Genomic DNA, 20,888 nt, shown 5'->3' with positions numbered 1-20,888 from the left:
ACCACGGTTGTGGTCCGTATTCCTCCGAATCGCCCGGCAGTCTTGATCTCGCTCATGTGCGTCCCCCCGAACGGCCGAGGAACTTTCGAATGTCACGCGATGCCAACCGAACGAATGTCGAGTTACCGAACAGGTAGCGCCGCCACAGACGTTTGGGTTCCGATGCAAGTCGATACAGCCACTCGAAACCCGAGTTCTGGACGAAAGATGGTGCCTCCGAGACAGTTCCGGCCAAGAAGTCGAAGGCCGCGCCGACACCGACGGCCACGTAGTCGGTTCGATCCGCTATCGCCTTCGTGACAAAATCCTGCTTCGGAGCTCCCAAGCCGACCCACACGATGTCCGGGGCCGACGGACCGACCTTCGTGATGATGTCATCGACGAACTCCTTGCTGAACGCGGCAAACGGCGGGGCATAAGTGCCAGCCACCTCGATGCCCGGGTATAACTCCTCGACTCGATCCGTCAAGAGGCTCAACGTCTCTTCTGTCGTGCCGACAAAGTGGTGACGGAGGCCGTAGCGGCGCCCCTTGTCCAGGGTGGCCTCGAAGAACGACGGACCCCGGACTGGTCGAACACCGACGTGATCGGAAGCGGTGCCGCCGATCAGGCGCATCACCCAGTTGACCGGGGTTCCGTCTGCGAAGTTCACACCGGGACCCTTCAAAACCGCGGAGTAGTCGCGATCGCTGTGCGCCGCCGACACGCAGTAGGAATTCGACAACCTCACGGAGACTCCGGTTCCCGCTCCCTCTCGTCTGTCGTTGACTACCCAATCGGTAGCTCCCTCGAGATTGGTCGCGGCAAACGGAATGCCACCCACCTCGATGACCTCGAACGGACTGCTCATCTGTCTCACCACTTCTTCGAGTTCGTTTGTTGACGTTCATTGCACTGGCCGTAACTGCGCGACAAGACCGATGTCAACCGAGATCGAGTCCAATCACGCTGTGGTTCAAAGAAAGAAAGTTCTGTCTCGACAACCGATCGAGCGATACGAGAGGCGAGAGTCGAGGCCGGAGCAACCGGGATCGCCACGGCGTTACTACCGGCCAGTGTCGGCACACCGCCGAGATCCAAACAGACCACCGGGAGGCCCACCGCAGCCGCTTCGGCCGCCACCCAGCCGCCCGAATCGTGCATGCTCGGGAAGAGCAGAACGGAGGAGGCCCCCATCTCGCCCACCACTTCCGATCTGTCGAGCCACCCGCGAAGCGTGACCTGACCGCGCCGATACGGAAGCGACTTCTCGATCCGCCCGCGGGCGGGTCCCTCCCCGACAAAGGTCATGGACCACTCGGCGCCCAAATGCTCGAGCGCGTCCAGAATCAGGTCGATTCCTTTGTACTGCAACAGTCTTCCTACGAACAAGAGCCTTCGTTTCGGCCTGGGTACCGCTTGCTTCTCGATTCCGTCGTAGTCCAGAACACAATTGGGTTGGATGACGACGTTGCGTGCCCGCGGTGCGCCACGCCCGCTGTCGGAGTTCATCGCGATGAAAGTGTCGACTCGTCCGGCCATGAAGACATGTGTCAGTGACCGAACGGCTTTCGTCGAGCAGGTTCGAACTGCCGTGGTTGCCAGATACCGCATACCGATGCGCTTGGCGAGCGGCATCGGCGGGTAGGTGTTGCCCCCGGCAGGCCCCCATACGAGTCGTGCGCCGCCGGCTCCACCGAACAGCACCGGTGGTGGCAGCCAGTCGGAGGCGAAAGTTGCATGGTGCAGGACGTCGAAGTTTGCCGCTTCACGCCGAACGAACAGTGAAGTGTGCCAGAGCCATCGGAGGTATCGACCGTACGATCCGGCTTCTTCCGCGGTCAAAGTCGCTATTCGCACGACACGAACTTCGCAACCGAGCTTTTCACACTCCGATTCCAAAGCAGGAGCCTCACCGGAGCGAGTCACCACCGTGATCGACTCACACAGTTCGGAAGCCGCCGAGAGAAGCGCCCAACCCGCACCGGATTCACTCCCCTGATTCGGATCGCAGGCGTATGCCGTCATCAACAACCGTGTCATCGCGCTACCACCAGCCTCTGTGCGCGCGGCTTCCGAGAATCGCGGCGGCTGAATCGCTCTGAGAACCAACCGATGTTGCGTGCACCGTGGTCGAGAACCACGCGTTTGATCCGTGGACTGATCAGGGCAACGGGGATCAACGTCGCCGACGCGAGTACGAGCAGAGCGCGTTTGGCACTCTGAGCCGTCAACAGTGGCAGGTCGAGCTGTCCTTGACAGACCGCGAGGATTCGTCCGTTGTTGACATACCGGGCGAAGAGCCAGGAGTCCCGACGCCGATCCTCGTCGACGGGTTCGTACGCAAGCGCCTCGTCGCACCACAACAACCGGACACCGCCGGCGCTCATCCTGAGCGTGAACTCGGTGTCCTCGCCGCCAGGTAGATCCCAGTCGTCACTGAAGTTCAAGCCGTTCAAAGTCTTCAGGTCCAACAACAGATTTCCGGCGCCTGCAGACGCAACCGGGGTGCCGGTCGAATGGCGAACGCGAGTGTGCAATGGAAGTTCTGAGGCAGGCAGACCCACCGGAATCACAGGACCGGCCACAGCACCTGCGTCGAAATCTGCGGCGCAGGTGAGGAGATTCGACAGCCAGTCGACATCGACGTACTCGTCGTCGTCGACGAAGACGATGTAACGACGATCTCGTGCACGGGCGAGATCGACCAGCGCACGTCGCGCCGGAGATACCCCGCCAAATCCGAGATGCAGTCGTTCGATCCCGTCGGCAACATACGTCGGTGTGGTGGATTCCGGATCATTGTCGCCTACTACGACCTGGGCGGAGACACCGGAAGCCCGGATCGATGCCCGGACGCTGTCGATGCATACAGCCAGTTCCGATTCGCGACGGAAGGTCAGAATCGCCACTATGACGCCGCTGGGATTCTTCATGAGAGGTCAACTTTCGGTCGGGCGCCACGGTTCATCGAGACCAGGAGTGCGACGCTCGCGCTGACGCACGCCGACGCGACCAATGCTCCTGCGACGTGTACGGCGCTGTCGGTCAGTCCTGCCCCGAGAACGATCAGAAACTGCAGAGGCAACAGCAAGGCGCGAAATCTGTTGAGGTTTCCCGTCTTGTCCACGACGCGGATCGACGTGCCGACTCCCAGCAGAATCCCGTTGAACGCCACCGCCAACCCGCAGAGCAGAATGACCGGTATCAAGTTCGGAAAGTGCGGTCCGACCAGATGATCCATCAATCGCACTCCCGAGAGTCGAATCTCGAGTGTGAGACAGATCAGCGAAACGCAGATGATCGAAATCCAGAAGATCTGCAAGCCCACTCGGCGGCCGAGTGCCATGCACTCGCTCGCGCTCATCGCTTCGACACCACTGCCGAACTTACGCATCAGAATTGGCGAGATGCCCGCGAACATCAAGGACAGTGGACCGAGCAGTGTCTGGGCAGTTCTGATCTCACCGATCATCGAGATCGACGCCACCACGGTGAGTATCAAGAACATCGCCTGCTGCGCAGCTGATCCCATCAATATCTCGATCGCAAACGGCACGGATCTATATCGGTGAGTGCGCGAGTACCTGACCGACGGCACCGGCGGTACCAGACGCATGGATGCGTGACCGAGCGCGAGCGCGACGAAGACACCGACCGTATAGGTCACGAGTGCAAGTGTCAGATTCTCGACCAGGAAAGCTGCAATTAGGACGAACGAGAGTGTCACGATCTGTATCGACGCAGAGATCCAACTCGCTCCGTCGTGCATCAGCATCGTGCGTATCACGTCCAACACCACGAAACCAGCTGCAGCCAAGGCGTATACCGTGAGATTCATCGAGTCCGAGCCGGCGATCAGGAACAGTGCCCACACCGATGTCACCGATACCGCCGCCAGCACGATCGTGGGTGCCAACGCCGGTCCACGCTCGTCGGACACCGCCCCTCGCGACAGCCAGACGTCGACGCCGATCGCTCTCCCCAGTGCCAGTGCCAACAGACCCGCCGATTGAATCACGGCAACCTGGCCGACTTCGATCGGACCACCGAGTCGTGCCACCGAGGTGAGAACGACAAAAGTGAGGACGCTCGAAAGCCCTTGATCGGCCATGAATGTCACATACCGAGTGCGATCGTTCACGATCTCACCTCGTTGATGAGCTCACGCATCGACGTCGCCGCCTTGCGCGATGTGAAGCGATTCGAGTAGTGACGATAAGCGGATCTGCGTATCGCCGATCGGTCGTCCGCTCCGAAGATTCGGTCGAGGGCCTCGCGTATCGACGACTCTTCCAAGTTATGGAGAGGCGTTCCGCCCGGTCCGACGATGTCCGCGAGTGCACCGCTGGTTGCGTAGATGACCGGGGTGCCAACCGACATCGACTCGATCGCAACGCGTCCGAACGGTTCTGCCCACTGAGACGGCACCACGGACGCCGCACTGTCGCGGAGTATCTCGATCACATCTTCGTGTGAAGTGAATCCGGCCAGCGTGACGTTGTCGAGAGCTGCGCTTATGCTGGAGATCTCGCCGTACTGCGGTCCGTCACCGAGAACTGTGAGCGAGGGACTTCCAGCGCCCTGCGGCCAGTTGCGCACCAAGTCCAGGACGCCCTTCTCCGGTGTCAGTCGGCTGACGCACACGACCGAATCAGTGCTCCGGAACTCGGGTTCATTTTCTTCGAATCCGAAGTTCGGACGAACCACGACGCGGCCAGAATCGATCAGTCGTCCCTCGACCAGACGTGCTGTCATCGCGCTCGTTGCGACAAACCTGTGCTGCTTCCACCCCAAGACGCTGATCTTGACCGCCGCAGCGCTCAGGTAGCAGACAAGGCTCTGCAGTCGGCTGTTTCCGTAGCATCCGTTGCGGACACAACTCGTGAAGTAGTTGGTGGAACCGCATTCGGTGCACGTGCCATCTGCGCGCAACTTTGCTGACGGTGTGGCGAGGCGATAGTTCCGAACCGCCTGCAACGTAGGAATTGCGGCGGCTCGTGCGGCCACGAGCAACGAAGCCGAGAACGCCGGCCAGAGATTGTTCACGTAGACGATGTCCGGTCGCTCCGAACGAATGATGCGCAATGCATCGACGAGTACTCGAGGACTGAACACTGCGGTGACTGCCGCCCACGGTCCCCGGGAGATCTTGGAATTCTCGGTAGTGCACTGAACCGTCTCGTATCCGATCGATTCGAGGAGCTTGGATTCGTTCGCGAAGCTCTGCTCCTCACCACCCGGATTCCGATAGATCGCATGGAACATCAAGGCTTTCGGCGGCGTGGATCCACCGGCGGACGTCGGGTTCACTTCAGGCTTCGAACGCGCTACATCGAACGACTTGTACATCTCACTGACCTCCTCTTCGCTCCGGAGCGAACCCGTACGCACGACCCCTACGGATCGACAATTCGGCGTTGCCTGCACTGTGAGAGCGGTGCGTCGAGGGTCCGTACGGCGCCAGGAAGACCCATGCGATCAGCCACATGGCGCCGAAGAAGAGCGTCGACTCCGTCAAGTCCATCGAGAAGACGAGAACCATGATCGCGACGACGGCGATGTACTCCGTTCTGCTGCGAGCTCGCCCGAGCGCCGTGTTCAGAAGCAGGTAATAGCCGGCCAACAGCAGCAGGAATCCGATCCAACCGATCTGGAGACGAATGTCGAGCATTCCGTTGTGCGCGCTGGTCGCCGGAAAGGACAGCTTGGACCGGATCATCTGTCCGACAACGCTGTCAGGTGCCCAGACCGAGCCGAAGCCCCAACCGAGCAGGGGCCGCTGTTCGGCGTAGTACTCGGATACCGTCCAGAGATGTAGCCGGCCGGTCAACGTGACATCTCGCGAGAGTAGCGCTGCGACATCGGGTCCGAGCACCTTCATCGCGCCGGACACCCCGATGTACAGCCCGATGATCACCGTCGAGGCAAGGCGAGCGTTAGGTGTCCGTCGAAGGCACTTCAGAGCAAGCACTGTCGCCAGCGCAATCCCTGCAGCGACGAGACTGGTCTGGCTCCGGGCTTCGAACAACACGATGCCGGCGACAGCCAGTGCCGCCACCCACGGAATACGCTTGACGTCGGGAAGCATGAGCATGACAGCAACAAGGACAACTTCGATCGCAGCCATTCGGCCCAAAGTATTCTTGTGCGTGAAGATTCCGCGGTAGGCAACAGCGCGGGTATCCACATCGATGCCGGTCGAAGGATCGAGGACCACGACCATCAGCGACAGCACCAGTAGTACCAGCAAGGTGACGGCCACAGTCCGCACTCGCACCGGGAAGGTCAACTCGCGGGCGACCATGATTCCCGTGATCGCCAGGCACACGATGACGATGCCGGCGACGGCGGAGTTCCGGGGCAACGTCGACCAGTACCAGCTGGTTGCCGGAACGCCGGCCGCGATCAGAAGCGTGAAGACAGGCCAGGACGCGTTGCGTGAGTATCGCCGGTCGAGGAAGTAGACCAACGCGAGTGTCGCCGAGAGAACGGCCGAACCGTGTACGAGCAACGATCCGAGCGCTGTCTTCTGCGTGTAGGCCTGAAAGGCTCCGCTCGCGCCGATGACCGCGATCACCAATGCCGTTCGCAAGATCAGCGGATTGTTCGGTGCCTCATTTTCGCAAGGCGCCGGTGCCGCATTCTTGTCAGTAGGCGCCATCACTTCCCACCACCGCCTTGAGCGTCTTCGCGACGATCATGACGTCACCCATCATCGACCAGTTGTCGACGTAGGAAAGATCAAGGCGGACAGTGTCTTCCCACGAAAGATCAGAACGTCCGCTGACTTGCCACAGGCCGGTGACACCGGGCTTGACCAGTAGCCGGCGACTGACCGCACCGTCGTACATCTCGACCTCGCGCCGAAGCGGTGGCCGCGGTCCGACGACGCTCATCTCGCGCCGAAGAACATTGACGAACTGGGGCAGCTCGTCGATCGAGTACCGACGCATGAAGCGACCGACCGTCGTCACACGCGGATCATCTCGCATCTTGAAAAGCACTCCGGCGCCTTCGTTCTCCTTCATCAGCGCCGTGACTTGAGAATCCGCATCCTGGACCATCGAGCGGAACTTGAGCATGGGGAACGGCTGCCCGTCCAGCCCCATCCGCTCGGACTTGTACAGAACCGGCCCCTTGCTCGTGAGCTTGACTGCGATCGCAGCCGCCAGAAGCACCGGACTGATCACGGCGAGTACCACGGTCGAGAAGACGATGTCGAAGGTCGTCTTCGTGAACTTCTGCGCGCCGTGATAGCGCGGACGCTCGACATGGATCAGCGGAAATCCAGCGACCGGGCGCATCGACAGCCTCGGTCCGGACACATCCAGAATCCCTGGTGCAACAACAAGGTCCACATGATCGCGCTCGAGATCCCAGGCCAACGTCCGCAGCCTTTCCGGTCCCAATCGCTCCGACGCCGTCACTGCCACCGTGTCGGCACCGACCTGTTCGATTGCGTCCGTGACACTGTGCTCATCTCCGAGCACCGGAATGTCCCGACCGTTCACTGTGACAACTTCGCCCACGTCTCCTCCGTAGCCAGGTACGCAGACTCCGACGACTCGGTATCCATGGGCATCGTCTCGCTCGAGGTTGCGTGCAAGATCGACAACCGCCCCTCGCACACCGACCACAAGTACGGCAGTTCGAAATTCACCTCGGGCTCGCTCACGAGCAATCACCCGTCGCCAGATCCAACGACTCGCGATCAAGGCGGTCAATCCCATCGGAAACGCCACGGCGAGGTACAGGCGCGCGATCTCCAGGTGAAGGAGAAGGCTGGCGATCGCAATCAGTCCGAACAGGCGGAGCGTTCCGACGGCGATCAATCGGTACTCTTCAGGGCCGCTTCCGATCACGCGAGGAGATCTGGTGCGAAATACTCTCAATACGGCGAACCAGCCGATAATCAGGGCGAAAGACAGTGCGGTGTAGCTGAAATGGCCGAATGCTTCACCGTCTACGACATCCGCGTCGCTACCGAATCGCCACCATTGAGCCAGAAACACAACTGCCGCAACAATGATCGTGTCGGTGATCGCCAGACGACGAAGATACGCAGATTGCCATTTCCTGCGTGCGGAAACTCCACCAGCCCTCTCCGGCGCTACTCGTCGGTGTTGTTGTGGCCGTTCTTTCGTGGGCGCGGCCATCTCGAGAACCGTCATGTGTTCAGAAACCTTTCCCCATGCACAAAATTCGGCCTGAAGCTGTTCGCCGGCCGAGGTCCATCGGACCGCCTTGCCGAATCCCGAAACTTCGACAGCGAAGCAACTGCTCCGCATTGCTGCGTTCAGTGCGAATGGTCGCATTACGTGCGCCTTGCAGTTAACCCGGCGACTGTTGTCAGGCCTCGGCCCAACTGTCGATTATTGCGGCATTGCCGCAGCTCACACCCCATGATTGAAGCAGAGTCCACTAACGACCCAAACACAGGACGATCGGCGATTTCTCATCGCCCGCTGACGTCGCCAGCCTCGATATTGTCAGGACTCACGTCTTGGCAATTTTTCGGCTAGCTGGTCAGTACCAGTGAGGAGTTTGCCACATTCCGGACAGTGTGGCAATAGCGTTTTCCGAACTTCTTCCGGTCGCCAGCATTGAGGTCAGTTATTAACCCTCCAATCAGGAAGGTGAGATCATTCATCGTCATTACTATTGCGTACCTATAGTTTTCATTGACTTGGCCAATTGGACTCCGCGTTTGGACGGAAACCAGCACGCAGTTGGTGAACGCTCTGCAAATAGAACCAACACCATTCCGGCCGATTGGCAATTCTGGACAATCGTCCGATGCTTCGCCGATGAGAGCGTCATACGATAGTTGAAGACGAACTATTCAGCGAATTGGGCCAGACCCACCATAGGTTGATCTGCAAGTTGAAAATGATTGCAGTACCGGATTATTCGTAAATTGAGCCGAGCGCCGGCCCGAAGCTGTAGTGCGCGGAGACTGCTGCCGCATGTCACTGGCCCGATGATCATCGGCACTTATGGGAAGGAGAGCACGTCGACTGAGTTCGTAAACTGCTGAATCCCAATCGATCCAGCTCACCCAGACCGAATCAGACGTTGACAGGCCGGGCACTCACCGCATCCATGGGCAGGTTCCGAAACATCGAATCGGTTGGATGTAACTCGGCTCGGCTCAATTCCGCCGAGACCAGCGGATGCGCTGTAACGAGAACGGGCCCCCGAGCATTGCTCGGGGGCCCGTCAGCGCGGACGCTGGTGTAACAAAGGTCAGTACTTGACCCGTTCAGTTGACTGTCGACGGCGCCCGCACTTCGCTGAGTGCCCTGGCACCGACTGAACTTTCCGCAGCTACATCAGCCACAACAGGATCGGAGTCGTAGTAGTACTTGTACTCGTAAACGCCGCGACCGTTCAGCGGAGTCATCGTGATGACAGTGCCGAGAATCGTTGCACCTACGCTGTGGAGGTTGCCCACCGCCCTGCTCAACTGTTCCCTCTTCGTCGAACCATGACGAGCAATAACGAGAGCGCCGTCAGCCAGAGCAGACAGAACTGCAGCATCCGTAACCGGAAGCAGCGGCGAGGCGTCGATGATGACGTAGTCGAACCTTCGGCGCAGATCGGCAAAGACCGCATGAGCCGTGTCGGTCCCCAGCAATTCGCTCGGGTTCGGAGGAATCGGGCCCGAGGCAAGAACCGTCAGGTCCGCATTGCTCGTCACTTGAAGCACATCGTCCAGGTCTGCTTGCCCGGCCAGGACCGAACTCAGGCCGACACTTCCGATTAGTCCGAGGTACTTCGAAACACGCGGCTTGCGAAGGTCGCCTTCAACGAGACATACCTTCTTGCCCGCCTCGGCCAGCACGAGTGCAATGTTGACAGCGGTCGTAGTCTTGCCCTCCGAGGGAAGAGAACTCGTGACGACGATGACGCTCGGGGGGCGATCCACGGCCAAGAACTGCAGATTGGTTCGTAGTTCACGGTATGCCTCGGCACTGGCGGAGTTGCCCTCGTGGAAGTTGATCGCTTGATGAACTTCACGTTCCTTGTCGAACGGAATGGTTCCCACCATCGCAGCACCAACGATGTCTTCGACTGTCTTGCGTTCTTTGACAGTGTTGTCCAAGCGGTCACGCAACACGGCCAGACCGATCCCCAGCAGTAGACCGATCACTGCTCCGAGAGCGACGTTCCTCGTGGTTTTCGGAGATACCGGTTCTACCGGGGTTTGGGCTCGCTGCTCGACAACTACGCGCGCAGGCGCAGTGCCGCCGTTAACGGGCGTGCTCAGATCCTTGACCATGAAGACGAATTCGTCCGAGAGCGCATTGGCGATATCGCGGGCCAACTCTGGCGACGTATCTTGCACGCTCAGGTCGAGAAGTACCGTATCCGGTGCCGATGTGGCCGTCACCTTCGATGAAAGCTCCGCGGCAGAAAGGCCTCCGAGGCGATCTGGTCCCACTGAATCGATTGTTCGCTGGGCGAGCGTCTCCCCGGTGAGGAGTCTCGCGTACGAAGTGACCAACTGTTGCGAGAGCTGATTGCCTTGGAATGCCTCGTTCACAGTCGTTCCGGTCGAAGTAGACACGAACAGGCGAGTAGACGCCTTGTACACCGGCGTGGCAATCAACGAGGCACCTAATGCACCCAAGATCACGACCACAGTAACGACAGCGACTATCTTCCACCGTGCCTGCAAAGTCTTCAGGTAGTCCCGTACATCCATCGTCGAATCTCCTTCGGCTCGAATACGTATCGCGCATCCGAGCAGTAATCACCGGCCGTCGGTCGAGCCACTACCCCCGCTCTTGTCTGAACAGGACAGCCATCCGTATTGACGTTCTTCCACGTATCGCGGCAACAAGCTGGCGGAGTAAAGACACGACGATCCCATTGAACGGAAGACAATGCAGGGTGAGAACAACTCACTCCTCGCCCTCACCGGCCCGGTCTGTCAGGTCTTGAACTGCGGCTGATCCCGTGAATCCAAGGGAGCGAACACCACGAAGGGCCGAACTGAACCTTACTGTCTCATCACACTTTTCACCACTCCAACCACCGTATACACCCCGCGGCTTCGCATCTCGTCGCACCGATGATCAACGTAGGCCACTCATCACGCGCTGCGCTCGGGACCTAAGTCCGACAACGAATGTCAACGATGAATCCACAACACCCGAAGGGAACGTCCGAGACATGACGCTTATCTCATCCGATCAGTGCGTCGAATCGACAATCGGCGAGGGAATCGTCGACCACCGCGGTGCGGTGGGTTGCAAACGGTGCACTCGCCGGCAGTTGCCGTTCGACACCACACGAATGCCGATGCGTTACTGGATATCCGATCGGAATCTCCGGTGACGACTGGACAATCAACCAACAGACCTTGGTCCCGACTTTCCAAACAGAGTTGAGGTTCGAGCCGATTGAACTGAGCCCTAGGGTCGTCCGAGCCCTCGGTAGGTCCACCCGGCATCTCGCCAGATTGCCGGTTCGAGACAATTCCGCCCGTCGATGACAACCTTCTTTCGAACAATGTCGTCGAGATCCGAAGGCAGCAACTTCCGAAACTCCGCCCATTCCGTCAAGATCAGGACGACATCTGCACCCGCGCAGGCTTCCTCCGTGTTCGCCGAATAGGTCAACGTCGGAAATAACGATCGAGAATTTCCCATCGCCTTCGGGTCGTACACGCTGACAGCCGCACCTTGAAGTTGAATCTGGCCGGCGACATTCAAGGCCGGTGAGTCTCGAACATCGTCGGAGTCCGGCTTGAACGCAGCTCCCAGCACAGCTACTCGGGCTCCCAACAACGATCCACAAGCCTCGCGCGCCAACTCGACCATCCGTGTCCGACGACGCATGTTGATGTTGTCTACCTCGCGCAAGAATGTGAGAGCTTGATCTGCACCCAATTCGCCTGCACGCGCCATGAATGCGCGAATGTCCTTGGGTAGGCATCCGCCGCCGAAACCGATTCCGGCGTTGAGGAATTTTCGACCGATTCTCTCGTCGTGCCCGATTGCGTCCGCCAGTACCGTCACGTCGGCACCCGATGCTTCGCATACTTCCGAAATCGCATTGATGAACGAGATCTTGGTTGCCAGAAATGCATTGGCTGACGCTTTCACCAACTCCGACGTTGCAAGATCCGTGACGACAAAGGGCGTACCCTCGTCCAGGATCTTCCCGTAGACCTCGCGAGCGACGGATTCGGCACGCCCCGGGCGGTTGCGGTCCACGCCCAGTACCAATCGGTCCGGGTGCAGGGTGTCCTTGACTGCAAATCCTTCTCGGAGAAATTCCGGGTTCCAAGCCACCTCGACGTCCTGACCAGCCGGTGACAATTCTCGTGCTCGGACACCAAGCCTCTCCGCGGTGCCGACCGGTACGGTGGATTTTCCGAAAATCACGGCAGGCCGCGTCAGTAGCGGTGCGAGACTGTCGACGACAGAATCGACGAACCGCATGTCCGCCGCGAATTCCCCCTTCTTCTGAGGAGTACCCACACCGAGAAAGTGAATGTCGGCAAATTCTGCGGCCTCTTCGTACGACGATGTGAATCGGAGACGACCTGCCGCGATATTGCGCCGCAGCACCTCCTCGAGGCCTGGTTCGTAGAAGGGAACTTCTCCGGCTTCGAGCATGGCAAGCTTGCTCAGGTCGACGTCGACGCCAAGGACTTCGTGGCCCAACTCGGCCATGCACGCCGCATGGGTCGCCCCGAGATAACCGGTACCGAATACAGTCATCCGGCGCGAAATCGATTCAGTCGGGCGGAGCTCAGTCATTGAAAACCTTTCGGTCGAAGTTCATGTGGACGAGGTCGTCGGGGCATCCACTCCCGTGTGGCCGAGTACTCCGTTTTCGGAGGTCGTTGAACGGCACTGTCAACCGACCACCTTTCTGCACGTGTCCACCAGTGCATTCAAGTCCGAACGCACCGACTTGGAAGTCAGGGCAACAACTCCCACGAAGACGACACAGACCATTCCCGCAAGTGCGAGCGCTACGAAACTCGGAACCTGTTGAAAAAGGGTGAGAGAAAGTGAGGCGACGCCGAACATCGCACCGAAGAGCATCATCGGCCGCACAGCGCTTCGGACCAAGGGCCCTGTCCCGATTCCGATCCGTGGAATGGCGACAAACGAGTAGATCAGCCAGACTGCAACAAAGCCGACGCTGCTCCCGATCGCCGTGCCCAAGCTTCCGAAGATCGCACCGACACAGACTGCAACGATCATCAATCCGCGCCCCACAAGGCTGTACCGAAGGTGCACATCGACTCGGCCAGTGGAAAGGAACACCCAGTAATAGATGTATGACAAAGCTTGAAATGCACCACCTACAGCGAGGATCCGGAAGATCGGTGCCGCAGCATCCCAACCACTTCCGAGCACGAGATCCATCAACGGGTACGCCACGGCTGCCGCGTAGGCAAACGCACCGAGCATGACGTAACACAGTACGGTCTGAGCTCGGACCAGATATGCCATATAGACAGCAGGATCGGTAATTCGCGAAAGCACCGGCAACGCAACACGTGTCATCGGCGTGGCCAATTGCGCAATCGGTATCTTGAAGAGCTGATATGCCCGATCGTAAACACCGACTTCGGTGCTGCCGTGCAGTTTTCCGAGTGCAACGGAATCCGCGTTCGCACTCGAGTATGTGACCAGTTGCGTCAGCATGGTGTTGGTCCCGAACGACAGCAAGGACCGCATGTCTGCATTGCGTGTCGGGCGATTCGGAATCCAGCGCAGCAGCAACGCGGAACTGCCCAGGAGTACCGTCGAAACGATGATTTGCTGAGCAACGAGTGACCAAACTCCGTAGTGCAACAGGGCAAGCGGAATCGTTACGGCCAACGCGATCCCCTGCGCGGCAATTTCGGTCACCGTCAGTTTCACGAACTTCAAATTCCGGGTCAGATCCGCTCGCAACTGTACGGTGAGACCGTTCAGCACGAAGATCACCGATACCGCCCTGACAATGTCGGAAAGCCCGTCGACGTCGTAGAACCGGTCGAACAATGGCGCTGCGGCGAAGACCAGGAGCGTCAGCAGCAATCCTATTGCCGTGTTGATCCAGAAGAGATTCGAACGCTGATTCTCCGATATCTCCGACGCTTGTACGGAGGCAAGGGAAAGCCCGAAATCGCCGATCACCGTTGCAGCTCCGACCACCGCCATGACCATCGCCATCTTGCCGAAGTCGTCCGGGCTCAGGACCCTCGCAAGTACGGCGATCGAGGTGAACTGAATGAGAAACTTGACCCATTGTCCCCCCAACGTGATTGCGGAGCCGCGCGCAGCGGTTGTACCCAATCCCACCGCGTGCGCCTACTTTCCGAAGAGATCGTGGGGAAACGCTTCGCGAAGCGGTCCGTCATTCCACGCCAGGCCCGGCGCGCCACCCATTGAAATAGCAGCTTTCACAGTTGGTGCGGTGGACAATTCGCGGCCGGTGCCGAGGTAGTAGTCCGCATACTTGAATTCCGCTTCCGAACCTGAGGGAATCAATCGCGCTGGAACGCCCAGCGCGTCGGCAACGATCACGGCGTGAAGCGAACTGCCGACGACGAGTCGACTGCTCGCAATAGTTCGGAGGCAAGTCTGCAAATCCTCGGTTGGGTCGAGAACCGACGGTGTGTCGAACCACCGCGGCAGGTCGTTCAGATTCGGAACGACTACGACGTCGCGCGAAGGGTTCTTCGTGAGTTCGACAAGATCAGGAAAGACGGAAGGAATGAGCAATCCCGGGTCGCCGTACGTAGGCGGAGTGTGAATTCCGCGCATTTCCAGGAACTCACGCGAAAGCGGTCCACGAACTGCCCGGACGTCGAGCGCATCGAAGCGATACTCGTCCGGAGTTATCTTGCCGTTGACCCCCGTTCCCCAGATGCAGTCTCCAGTTCTCGCCATGTGCATGATGGACCCGACCGCCAGCAGCCGCTGGTCGCGTTTGCTGCGCGCCCGTCTGGCACTCTGCTTCGACATCCATGCGACCACGACCGGACCTAGAAGGTCGCCGAAGTTGTTGATTCGTCGCCCGATTCGCAGCTTTCGCGAAATACCTGGGATCACGACTTGGTTCCTGGGATTCCAGTTGACAACCTCGACCTCAGACATTCGCGACCCTAGTCGAGGGAACATGAGGAATCGTCTCGTCGAGCACCGTGCGGACAGCAAGCGCCCACTCCCTCGTCGCGCGGATGTCATGATTGCGAGCGCTTTCTGCAACAACAGCGCGGTCCGCCTCGCTTGCGCGGACAGCACAATCAGCGAGCATCTTCGTGTCTCCGGTATCTGCGAGGCTGTCGGTGGAAAGAGTTTCCAGGAGAACGTCCGATGTGAAGGCGGCCACGGGCAATCCCACTGTGAGTGCCATCAAGATGGTTCCGGATGCAGTGACATCCCGGTATGGCGCCACCAACACGGATGAGGACTCCATGTATCGGCGTACGTCCACATCCGACATATGTGTAGACGGTTCGGCCAGAACATCGATGTTCTCGGATCGACGGAGAAGGTCGTTCTCCCCAGATGTCAGCCTTCCGATTGCACACTGCAGCCTGATGTTCAGATGCGCCAGATCCTCCGCCAGCTTCGGCAACACGTCGAATCCCTTGTCTGCGCGAGCACTTCCGAGATAGAGGGCTGCCGACGAACTATCTCGAGGAAGGCGCATCGCTCCTTCCGTGGACTCCGACCACGCAAGGTAGGCGGGGTGCGCGGCGACCAGGACGTTCGCATACTCTCCGACTCCCGCACGGAGCGAAGAGTCGTGAACCAACAAGCCGCTCGCGCCCGAACGAATGGAACGGATGATCGGGTGATCGTCCGCATCGTCCCGACTCTTGACGGGATTGTGCACTACTACGAGCGTCCGGCATCCCGAAAACTGAAGTCCACGAATGATTCGTCGTTCCAATTCGGAATTCATCCAACAGACCACAACGAGTGGCCGTCGAACGATTCCGTAGACGACAAATGCCGCAAGCCCCGCCAGGTACTGCACCAGCACCCAGATGTTGCGAGAGCCTGCTGCAGGCGGAGGGAGCAGACCGACGGATCTGACCAGATCGTGAGTGATCCCCTGACCGCGCCGGCCGAAGCGAAGCACCGACTCATGCGTATCCGCAATCACTCGGGCGACTTCCACCCCGTAGGGATTGAAGGGATTGGGATCCCACACCACGATTTGCCGACTCACGACGCCACCCGCTGACGAAGTCGCTTCCCGAACTCGACCGCACCGTAGAGCGAGACGATCAGTGCCGCCGGATGAACACGGGCCTTCGAAAGCCCGGATGCTGCGTACACGATTCCCTGTCCGTCGCCGGCAGCCAGTGCAGATCTCAGTATTTGCGTGGCGATGAAGTCGCCCCTCGCCGTCTTCCCCAACGACGATGCGTGCTTGTCGTAGAACGGGACGCTTCGCCTCCAATTCCGCACAGTCGAAATTGAACTCTTGCTGGCCTGCTGGACGTGAACGAGAGGCTCGTCCACATACGACACCTTCTCGCCTACTTCTTCCTCGAGCCGAACCACCAGGTCCCAATCCTGATGCTTGGAAAGTGATTCGTCCCAGGCGACGTGCTGGGCGAGTCGACGAGTCAGCATGATCGAACTCGACTGCACGTATCCGTGCCCGTGCCGCAACCCAGGCCGCAAGACCAGGTAGTCGCCCATCGACGAGCCCGCACCGTACCGAGTGATCGGAAGAGTACGCACTGTGTTTCCTGAGTGGAAGTAGGTTGCGGTGTAGGAGAACTCGGTTGATTGTCGAGTCATACTGGCGATCTGCTTCTCGATCTTGGTTGCTTCCCACCAGTCGTCGTCGTCGAGAAACGCGACGAAGCGTCCGGAAGCCGCTGCGACTCCCATGTTTCTTCCCACTGCTGCACCTCGACCGCCCCCGGTGGTCAGCACGATGTCCGCACCGGTTGCAGTGCCACCCTCGTCCATGGCGGTATCCAGCACGACGATGATTTCGATATCGCGGTGCGTCTGGTTCCGAACACTCTCGATCGTGCGAACCAGTTCACTCCGCCCCAGCGACGGAATTACGACGGTGACCAGTTGGTCGTTTACTCCATCGGTCACAGAATTCCTCGTCTCTCGAACTGAAACTCGACAGTCACACGCATCAGCTTGAAAGGCTCCACCAGATACCTCGACGCAAGCCTCTTCGGGTCCGAAGCCAGCCTCCACAGCCATTCGATACCCAACTTGCCTGTCCACCGAGGAGCCAGGCGCTGCTGTCCGGACAGTTGATCTATGGCCCCGCCTACAGTTGCAAAAACGGCGGTGGGCAATGCATCCCAGTGATCGAGCAAGAACTCTTCTTGGATCGGCATACCCAATCCGATCAATACGAGATCTGGTCGAAATGTGCGCAGGGACTCGAAGCCTTCGGAAATCAGCGCTTCCTTGCCCGCGTATCCGCTCCACCCTCGAACTTCGCCATGCTCCGCCATTCTTGAAATCGCATCCACAGCAGATGAATTGGAACTCGGGCTGGCACCGATGACCGCGATACGAATCCCATCGTCGATGTCACCGACCAGCGGAATCCAGTCCGTCGAACCACAGCGTTGCGACACGCTCAGCGACGGTTGTTGTCTCCGAAATCTGCGAATTGCCAAGGCCGCCAGTATCGGCATCCCGTCGATCAGAGTCAGATCCGAACTGGAATAGAGACTGCGAAACTTTTCATTCGTGAGGTGGAGATACGTGCTGTGCAGATTATGGTTCAGCAAGACCTTCTTTTCACCCTGATTGTTCCTGATCCATTCGATGACATCATCGGGCGCACAGGGTTTCACGCGTATTCCCCACAGATCGATGGTATCCATTCAACTGACCCGCCCATAGTTGTTCTTGCCCGACATAGTCAAAGAATCCTGCGTACTCAGAACAACGGCGACGACCATCCAGAACATCATCGCCACCGACCCGCTACTGAAATGCGAATGAAAGGAAGAAATGACGAGAATCCCGACGAGTGCGATTCCGATTGTGCGAAAACTGGTGACGCCCAGTAGGTCCGAGGCCGTCCATACCTTACGGACGGCGTAGACGAGAAGTGCCACCTCCAGCACAGCCAACACAACACCACTGGCAACAGCCGTTCTCATCCACTCGGATTCAGGAGACGGCCATCGCAACGTCGAAGGTGCCGTCCCTGTGGAAATGCGGTTGTAGACATTCGCCCCGTGCCCGAACAGCGGACTGTCCAGGATGGCCGGGACGGTCTCGTTATTCCAGATCCCGACGCGGTATCTGATGGTCTCTGGAATCCAGGGAGGGAGACCATCTTTGGACGGGCTGCTCAGTTGCGAGGTCAGTCGATCGCCAACTTGCTCGTCGAACAGCAAATATGCCGCGCCCCCGATACTGACCAGAGAGAGAAGGCCGATGAATCGAATCTTGACCTGCACTGCCGTGTAGAGCATCGTCACGATCGCGACCAAGATCGGCGCAAACGTGAATGTCGACACTTGAGCGACGAAGAGGATGCCAACGCCGAGAACCAAAGGCTTGGGGATCAGCTGCGAACCCGATTTCTCTACAATCAGATAACAGCCGATGGCGATTGCGATGGCCAGGTATCCACCCAGCGCCGTCCAGTGGCCAAGGGTGCTCGTGGCGCGCAATGGCCATCCGAGATCAAGCCTGCCCTGCAATCCCGGTGCAATGGTGAATCTCACCAGAAGTTCGCTGACCTGACGGCCGCCGAGCATCTGGGAGATTCCCAGCACTGCAACCGGAATCGCTGCAATGAACACGCCCTGGAGCACACGGAGACCGTCGTTTGCGCTCGTCACGACCAGTCGGCACGCGAAGTACACAGCAAGCACACCGACCAGGTTCAGGATCGTCGACAGCGAAAAGGCGGCGTCCGAATAGGTTACGTCGAAATACTCGACCAACGCGATGGCCGTCACGTACAGCAGGAGGAATGCATCCAACGCCCGCAAGCGAAACCGAACCATGCTTCCCCGCGGCGATGCCAGGCATGCAATGACCAGAGCCAGCGCTGCGACTGGCAGTGATGCATTGACCGTCGAGGGCAGGCCAGGCAGAGAAACTCCGGTAAGAGCCGCGGCAGCACCGGCAACGATGCCTACCCAGGAGGCGCTCGACATCTTCCGGCTGTGATCGTTCGTCGATTCGCTCGGAGCGCGAAGCGCCGACGCGCCAGTCATTTCGTTGCGGGCATCGGTAAGCGGGAAACTAGTAGGCGCCGTCACTGGCCAATACCGCTTTCAACGTTTTGCCGACGATCAAGACATCACCCATGAGCGACCAGTTGTCGACGTACGAAAGATCCAGTCGTACAGTCTCTTCCCAAGAAAGGTCCGAGCGCCCACTGACCTGCCACAGCCCTGTGATCCCCGGCTTGACAAGAAGTCGGCGACTGACAGTTCCGTCGTAGGCCTCGACCTCGCGACGCAGCGGCGGCCTGGGGCCGACAACGCTCATCTCGCGCCGAAGAACATTGACGAACTGGGGCAGCTCGTCAATCGAGTAACGGCGCAAGAAGCGCCCGACCGGTGTAACGCGCGGGTCGTCGCGCATCTTGAAGAGCACACCCGCGCCGTCGTTCTGGGCCATCAACGATGCCACCTGCGAGTCTGCGTTCTGGACCATCGAACGGAACTTGAGCATCGGGAACGGTTTCCCGTCCAGCCCCATTCGTTCCGCTCGATACAACACCGGGCCCGGGCTCGAGAGCTTGACCGCCAGAGCAGCGGCCAGGAGAACAGGTGCAATTGCCGCCAGTATCAGTGACGCGAAGATCACGTCGAACGAGGATTTCGCAAAGCGCTGCGCACCATGATATTTCGGACGCTCGACGCGTATCAAAGGCTGACCGGCCACCGGCCGCATCGACAGGCGTGGCCCCGACACATCGACGATGCTGGGCGCAACGACGAGATCGACGTCCCGCGATTCCAGATCCCAGGCAAGCGCACGTATGCCATCCGAGCCGAGATGCTCCGTTGCCGTTACCGCAACGGTGTCTGCGCCGACCAGTTCCAACGCTTCGACTACCGATGTCTCACCGCCGAGGAGCGGTATGTCACGCCCGTCGACCGCGATGGACTCGTCCGCGTGCCGAAGGAACCCCGGCACACATACTCCGACCACGCGGAAACCGTCTGCGCTACCTCGCTCGAAATTTCGTGCGAGTTCAGCGCCGGCATCCTTGCTGCCCACCACCAGTACAGATGTGAGGCACTCACCGCGAGTACGCCGTCGCACGATCACCCCACGCCAGAGCCAACGGCTCAACAGCAGCGCGAGAAGGCCGACAGGAAACGCGAATGCGAGGTAGAGCCGGGCGATATCGAGACGGAGCAAAAGGCTTACGATCGCAATGACGCCGAACAATCTCATCGCGGACACCAGGATTCGTCGATACTCCTCGGGACCGCTTCCGATCACACTCGCAGATCTCGTCCTGAATATCTGCAACGTCGCCAGCCACGCGACCACCACACCGATGGACAAACCGGTGTAGCTGAACTGCCCGAGCTCACGAGCGTCGACGGCGGTCGGCGCGGCGCCGAATCGAAGCCACTGAGCGGCCGAAACCGCACCAACGACAATCAGCGAATCCGTCACTGTCAGAGCACGTATGTATCGATGCTGCCACGCAGCACGCGAGGAAAACTCCGCACGGGAGTCCGGCACGATGCGCGGACGCCGATACCCGAGCGACGGCGCCATGGACATGTCCAATGCCGACATCTGACCAACCTTCCCGTTTGCGAGCCGCCAGGCCCCGACCGTTCTTCGGAATTTCCGGTTTGCGCCCGAAAGCTTCAGGCACAACTAAAAGATGGAGAAGAGCAAATGTTCCGCTTAGGTGTCGGCAACGTGGCAACTCGATAATCTGGAGGCATTGCACGT

General features: G+C 59.3%; 16 protein-coding genes. All 16 read right to left on the bottom strand.

What is annotated here, in order from left to right; translation table 11 throughout:
- Window positions 1–52 precede the first annotated feature (52 nt).
- Window positions 53–850 (bottom strand): WecB/TagA/CpsF family glycosyltransferase, encoded by a 798-nt coding sequence (locus RA302_RS06610; protein WP_019747422.1) that lies wholly within the window; start codon window positions 848–850, stop codon window positions 53–55.
- A 5-nt stretch (window positions 851–855) separates the two neighbouring features.
- The gene (locus RA302_RS06605) at window positions 856–2,022 is read right to left on the bottom strand and encodes a glycosyltransferase family 4 protein (protein ID WP_021343206.1); all 1,167 of its coding nucleotides are present in this window, start codon (window positions 2,020–2,022) and stop codon (window positions 856–858) included.
- Window positions 2,019–2,915, bottom strand: coding sequence for a glycosyltransferase (locus RA302_RS06600; RefSeq protein WP_338479832.1), 897 nt, complete (start codon window positions 2,913–2,915; stop codon window positions 2,019–2,021). The genes RA302_RS06605 and RA302_RS06600 overlap by 4 nt, the downstream gene beginning before the upstream one ends.
- Window positions 2,912–4,123, bottom strand: a complete 1,212-nt coding sequence (locus tag RA302_RS06595) for a hypothetical protein (protein WP_338479831.1) — start codon at window positions 4,121–4,123, stop codon at window positions 2,912–2,914. Before RA302_RS06595 ends, RA302_RS06600 begins: the two co-directional genes overlap by 4 nt.
- Window positions 4,120–5,331: a glycosyltransferase family 4 protein gene (locus RA302_RS06590; protein ID WP_338479829.1), complete on the bottom strand. Its 1,212-nt coding sequence runs from the start codon at window positions 5,329–5,331 to the stop codon at window positions 4,120–4,122. Before RA302_RS06590 ends, RA302_RS06595 begins: the two co-directional genes overlap by 4 nt.
- Before the next feature lies 1 nt (window position 5,332).
- The gene (locus RA302_RS06585; RefSeq protein ID WP_021343202.1) at window positions 5,333–6,643 is read right to left on the bottom strand and encodes an O-antigen ligase family protein; all 1,311 of its coding nucleotides are present in this window, start codon (window positions 6,641–6,643) and stop codon (window positions 5,333–5,335) included.
- A complete protein-coding gene (locus tag RA302_RS06580; RefSeq protein ID WP_338479827.1) occupies window positions 6,630–8,153 on the bottom strand; it encodes a sugar transferase in 1,524 nt (507 codons plus the stop codon). The genes RA302_RS06585 and RA302_RS06580 overlap by 14 nt, the downstream gene beginning before the upstream one ends.
- Before the next feature lie 1,091 nt (window positions 8,154–9,244).
- A complete protein-coding gene (locus RA302_RS06575) occupies window positions 9,245–10,690 on the bottom strand; it encodes a polysaccharide biosynthesis tyrosine autokinase (RefSeq protein ID WP_020906572.1) in 1,446 nt (481 codons plus the stop codon).
- Window positions 10,691–11,402: 712 nt separating this feature from the next.
- Window positions 11,403–12,728 (bottom strand): UDP-glucose/GDP-mannose dehydrogenase family protein, encoded by a 1,326-nt coding sequence (locus tag RA302_RS06570; protein WP_338481162.1) that lies wholly within the window; start codon window positions 12,726–12,728, stop codon window positions 11,403–11,405.
- A gap of 126 nt (window positions 12,729–12,854) precedes the next feature.
- Entirely contained in the window at window positions 12,855–14,297 is a 1,443-nt protein-coding gene (locus tag RA302_RS06565) for a lipopolysaccharide biosynthesis protein (protein WP_020906570.1), read from the bottom strand.
- Between the two features lie 9 nt (window positions 14,298–14,306).
- Window positions 14,307–15,050, bottom strand: coding sequence for a polysaccharide pyruvyl transferase family protein (locus RA302_RS06560; protein ID WP_047890205.1), 744 nt, complete (start codon window positions 15,048–15,050; stop codon window positions 14,307–14,309).
- Window positions 15,051–15,087: 37 nt separating this feature from the next.
- Window positions 15,088–16,179 carry a glycosyltransferase gene (locus RA302_RS06555; RefSeq protein WP_020906568.1) on the bottom strand — a complete coding sequence of 364 codons (1,092 nt, stop codon included), beginning with the start codon at window positions 16,177–16,179 and terminating at the stop codon, window positions 15,088–15,090.
- Window positions 16,176–17,072: a glycosyltransferase family 2 protein gene (locus RA302_RS06550; RefSeq protein WP_020906567.1), complete on the bottom strand. Its 897-nt coding sequence runs from the start codon at window positions 17,070–17,072 to the stop codon at window positions 16,176–16,178. The genes RA302_RS06555 and RA302_RS06550 overlap by 4 nt, the downstream gene beginning before the upstream one ends.
- Window positions 17,069–17,824 (bottom strand): WecB/TagA/CpsF family glycosyltransferase, encoded by a 756-nt coding sequence (locus RA302_RS06545; RefSeq protein ID WP_020906566.1) that lies wholly within the window; start codon window positions 17,822–17,824, stop codon window positions 17,069–17,071. Before RA302_RS06545 ends, RA302_RS06550 begins: the two co-directional genes overlap by 4 nt.
- Window positions 17,825–19,117: a hypothetical protein gene (locus RA302_RS06540; RefSeq protein WP_020906565.1), complete on the bottom strand. Its 1,293-nt coding sequence runs from the start codon at window positions 19,115–19,117 to the stop codon at window positions 17,825–17,827.
- An 88-nt stretch (window positions 19,118–19,205) separates the two neighbouring features.
- Window positions 19,206–20,726, bottom strand: coding sequence for a sugar transferase (locus tag RA302_RS06535; protein WP_069146123.1), 1,521 nt, complete (start codon window positions 20,724–20,726; stop codon window positions 19,206–19,208).
- Window positions 20,727–20,888: the final 162 nt, after the last annotated feature.

Origin of the sequence: Rhodococcus sp. DN22, from assembly GCF_036669995.1 — a bacterium.
GTDB lineage: Bacteria > Actinomycetota > Actinomycetes > Mycobacteriales > Mycobacteriaceae > Rhodococcus_F > Rhodococcus_F erythropolis.
This window is presented reverse-complemented; position numbering and strand designations above follow the sequence as displayed.

Excerpts from the sequence above, each read along its gene's own strand:
- RA302_RS06590 (WP_338479829.1), bottom strand. The coding sequence starts at position 5,331 with ATGTACAAGTCGTTCGATGTAGCGCGTTCGAAGCCTGAAGTGAACCCG.
- RA302_RS06545 (WP_020906566.1), bottom strand. The coding sequence starts at position 17,824 with ATGGATACCATCGATCTGTGGGGAATACGCGTGAAACCCTGTGCGCCC.
- RA302_RS06585 (WP_021343202.1), bottom strand. The coding sequence starts at position 6,643 with ATGGCGCCTACTGACAAGAATGCGGCACCGGCGCCTTGCGAAAATGAG.
- RA302_RS06535 (WP_069146123.1), bottom strand. The coding sequence starts at position 20,726 with ATGTCGGCATTGGACATGTCCATGGCGCCGTCGCTCGGGTATCGGCGT.
- RA302_RS06610 (WP_019747422.1), bottom strand. The coding sequence starts at position 850 with ATGAGCAGTCCGTTCGAGGTCATCGAGGTGGGTGGCATTCCGTTTGCC.
- RA302_RS06540 (WP_020906565.1), bottom strand. The coding sequence starts at position 19,117 with ATGTCGAGCGCCTCCTGGGTAGGCATCGTTGCCGGTGCTGCCGCGGCT.
- RA302_RS06580 (WP_338479827.1), bottom strand. The coding sequence starts at position 8,153 with ATGACGGTTCTCGAGATGGCCGCGCCCACGAAAGAACGGCCACAACAA.
- RA302_RS06600 (WP_338479832.1), bottom strand. The coding sequence starts at position 2,915 with ATGAAGAATCCCAGCGGCGTCATAGTGGCGATTCTGACCTTCCGTCGC.
- RA302_RS06575 (WP_020906572.1), bottom strand. The coding sequence starts at position 10,690 with ATGGATGTACGGGACTACCTGAAGACTTTGCAGGCACGGTGGAAGATA.
- RA302_RS06605 (WP_021343206.1), bottom strand. The coding sequence starts at position 2,022 with ATGACACGGTTGTTGATGACGGCATACGCCTGCGATCCGAATCAGGGG.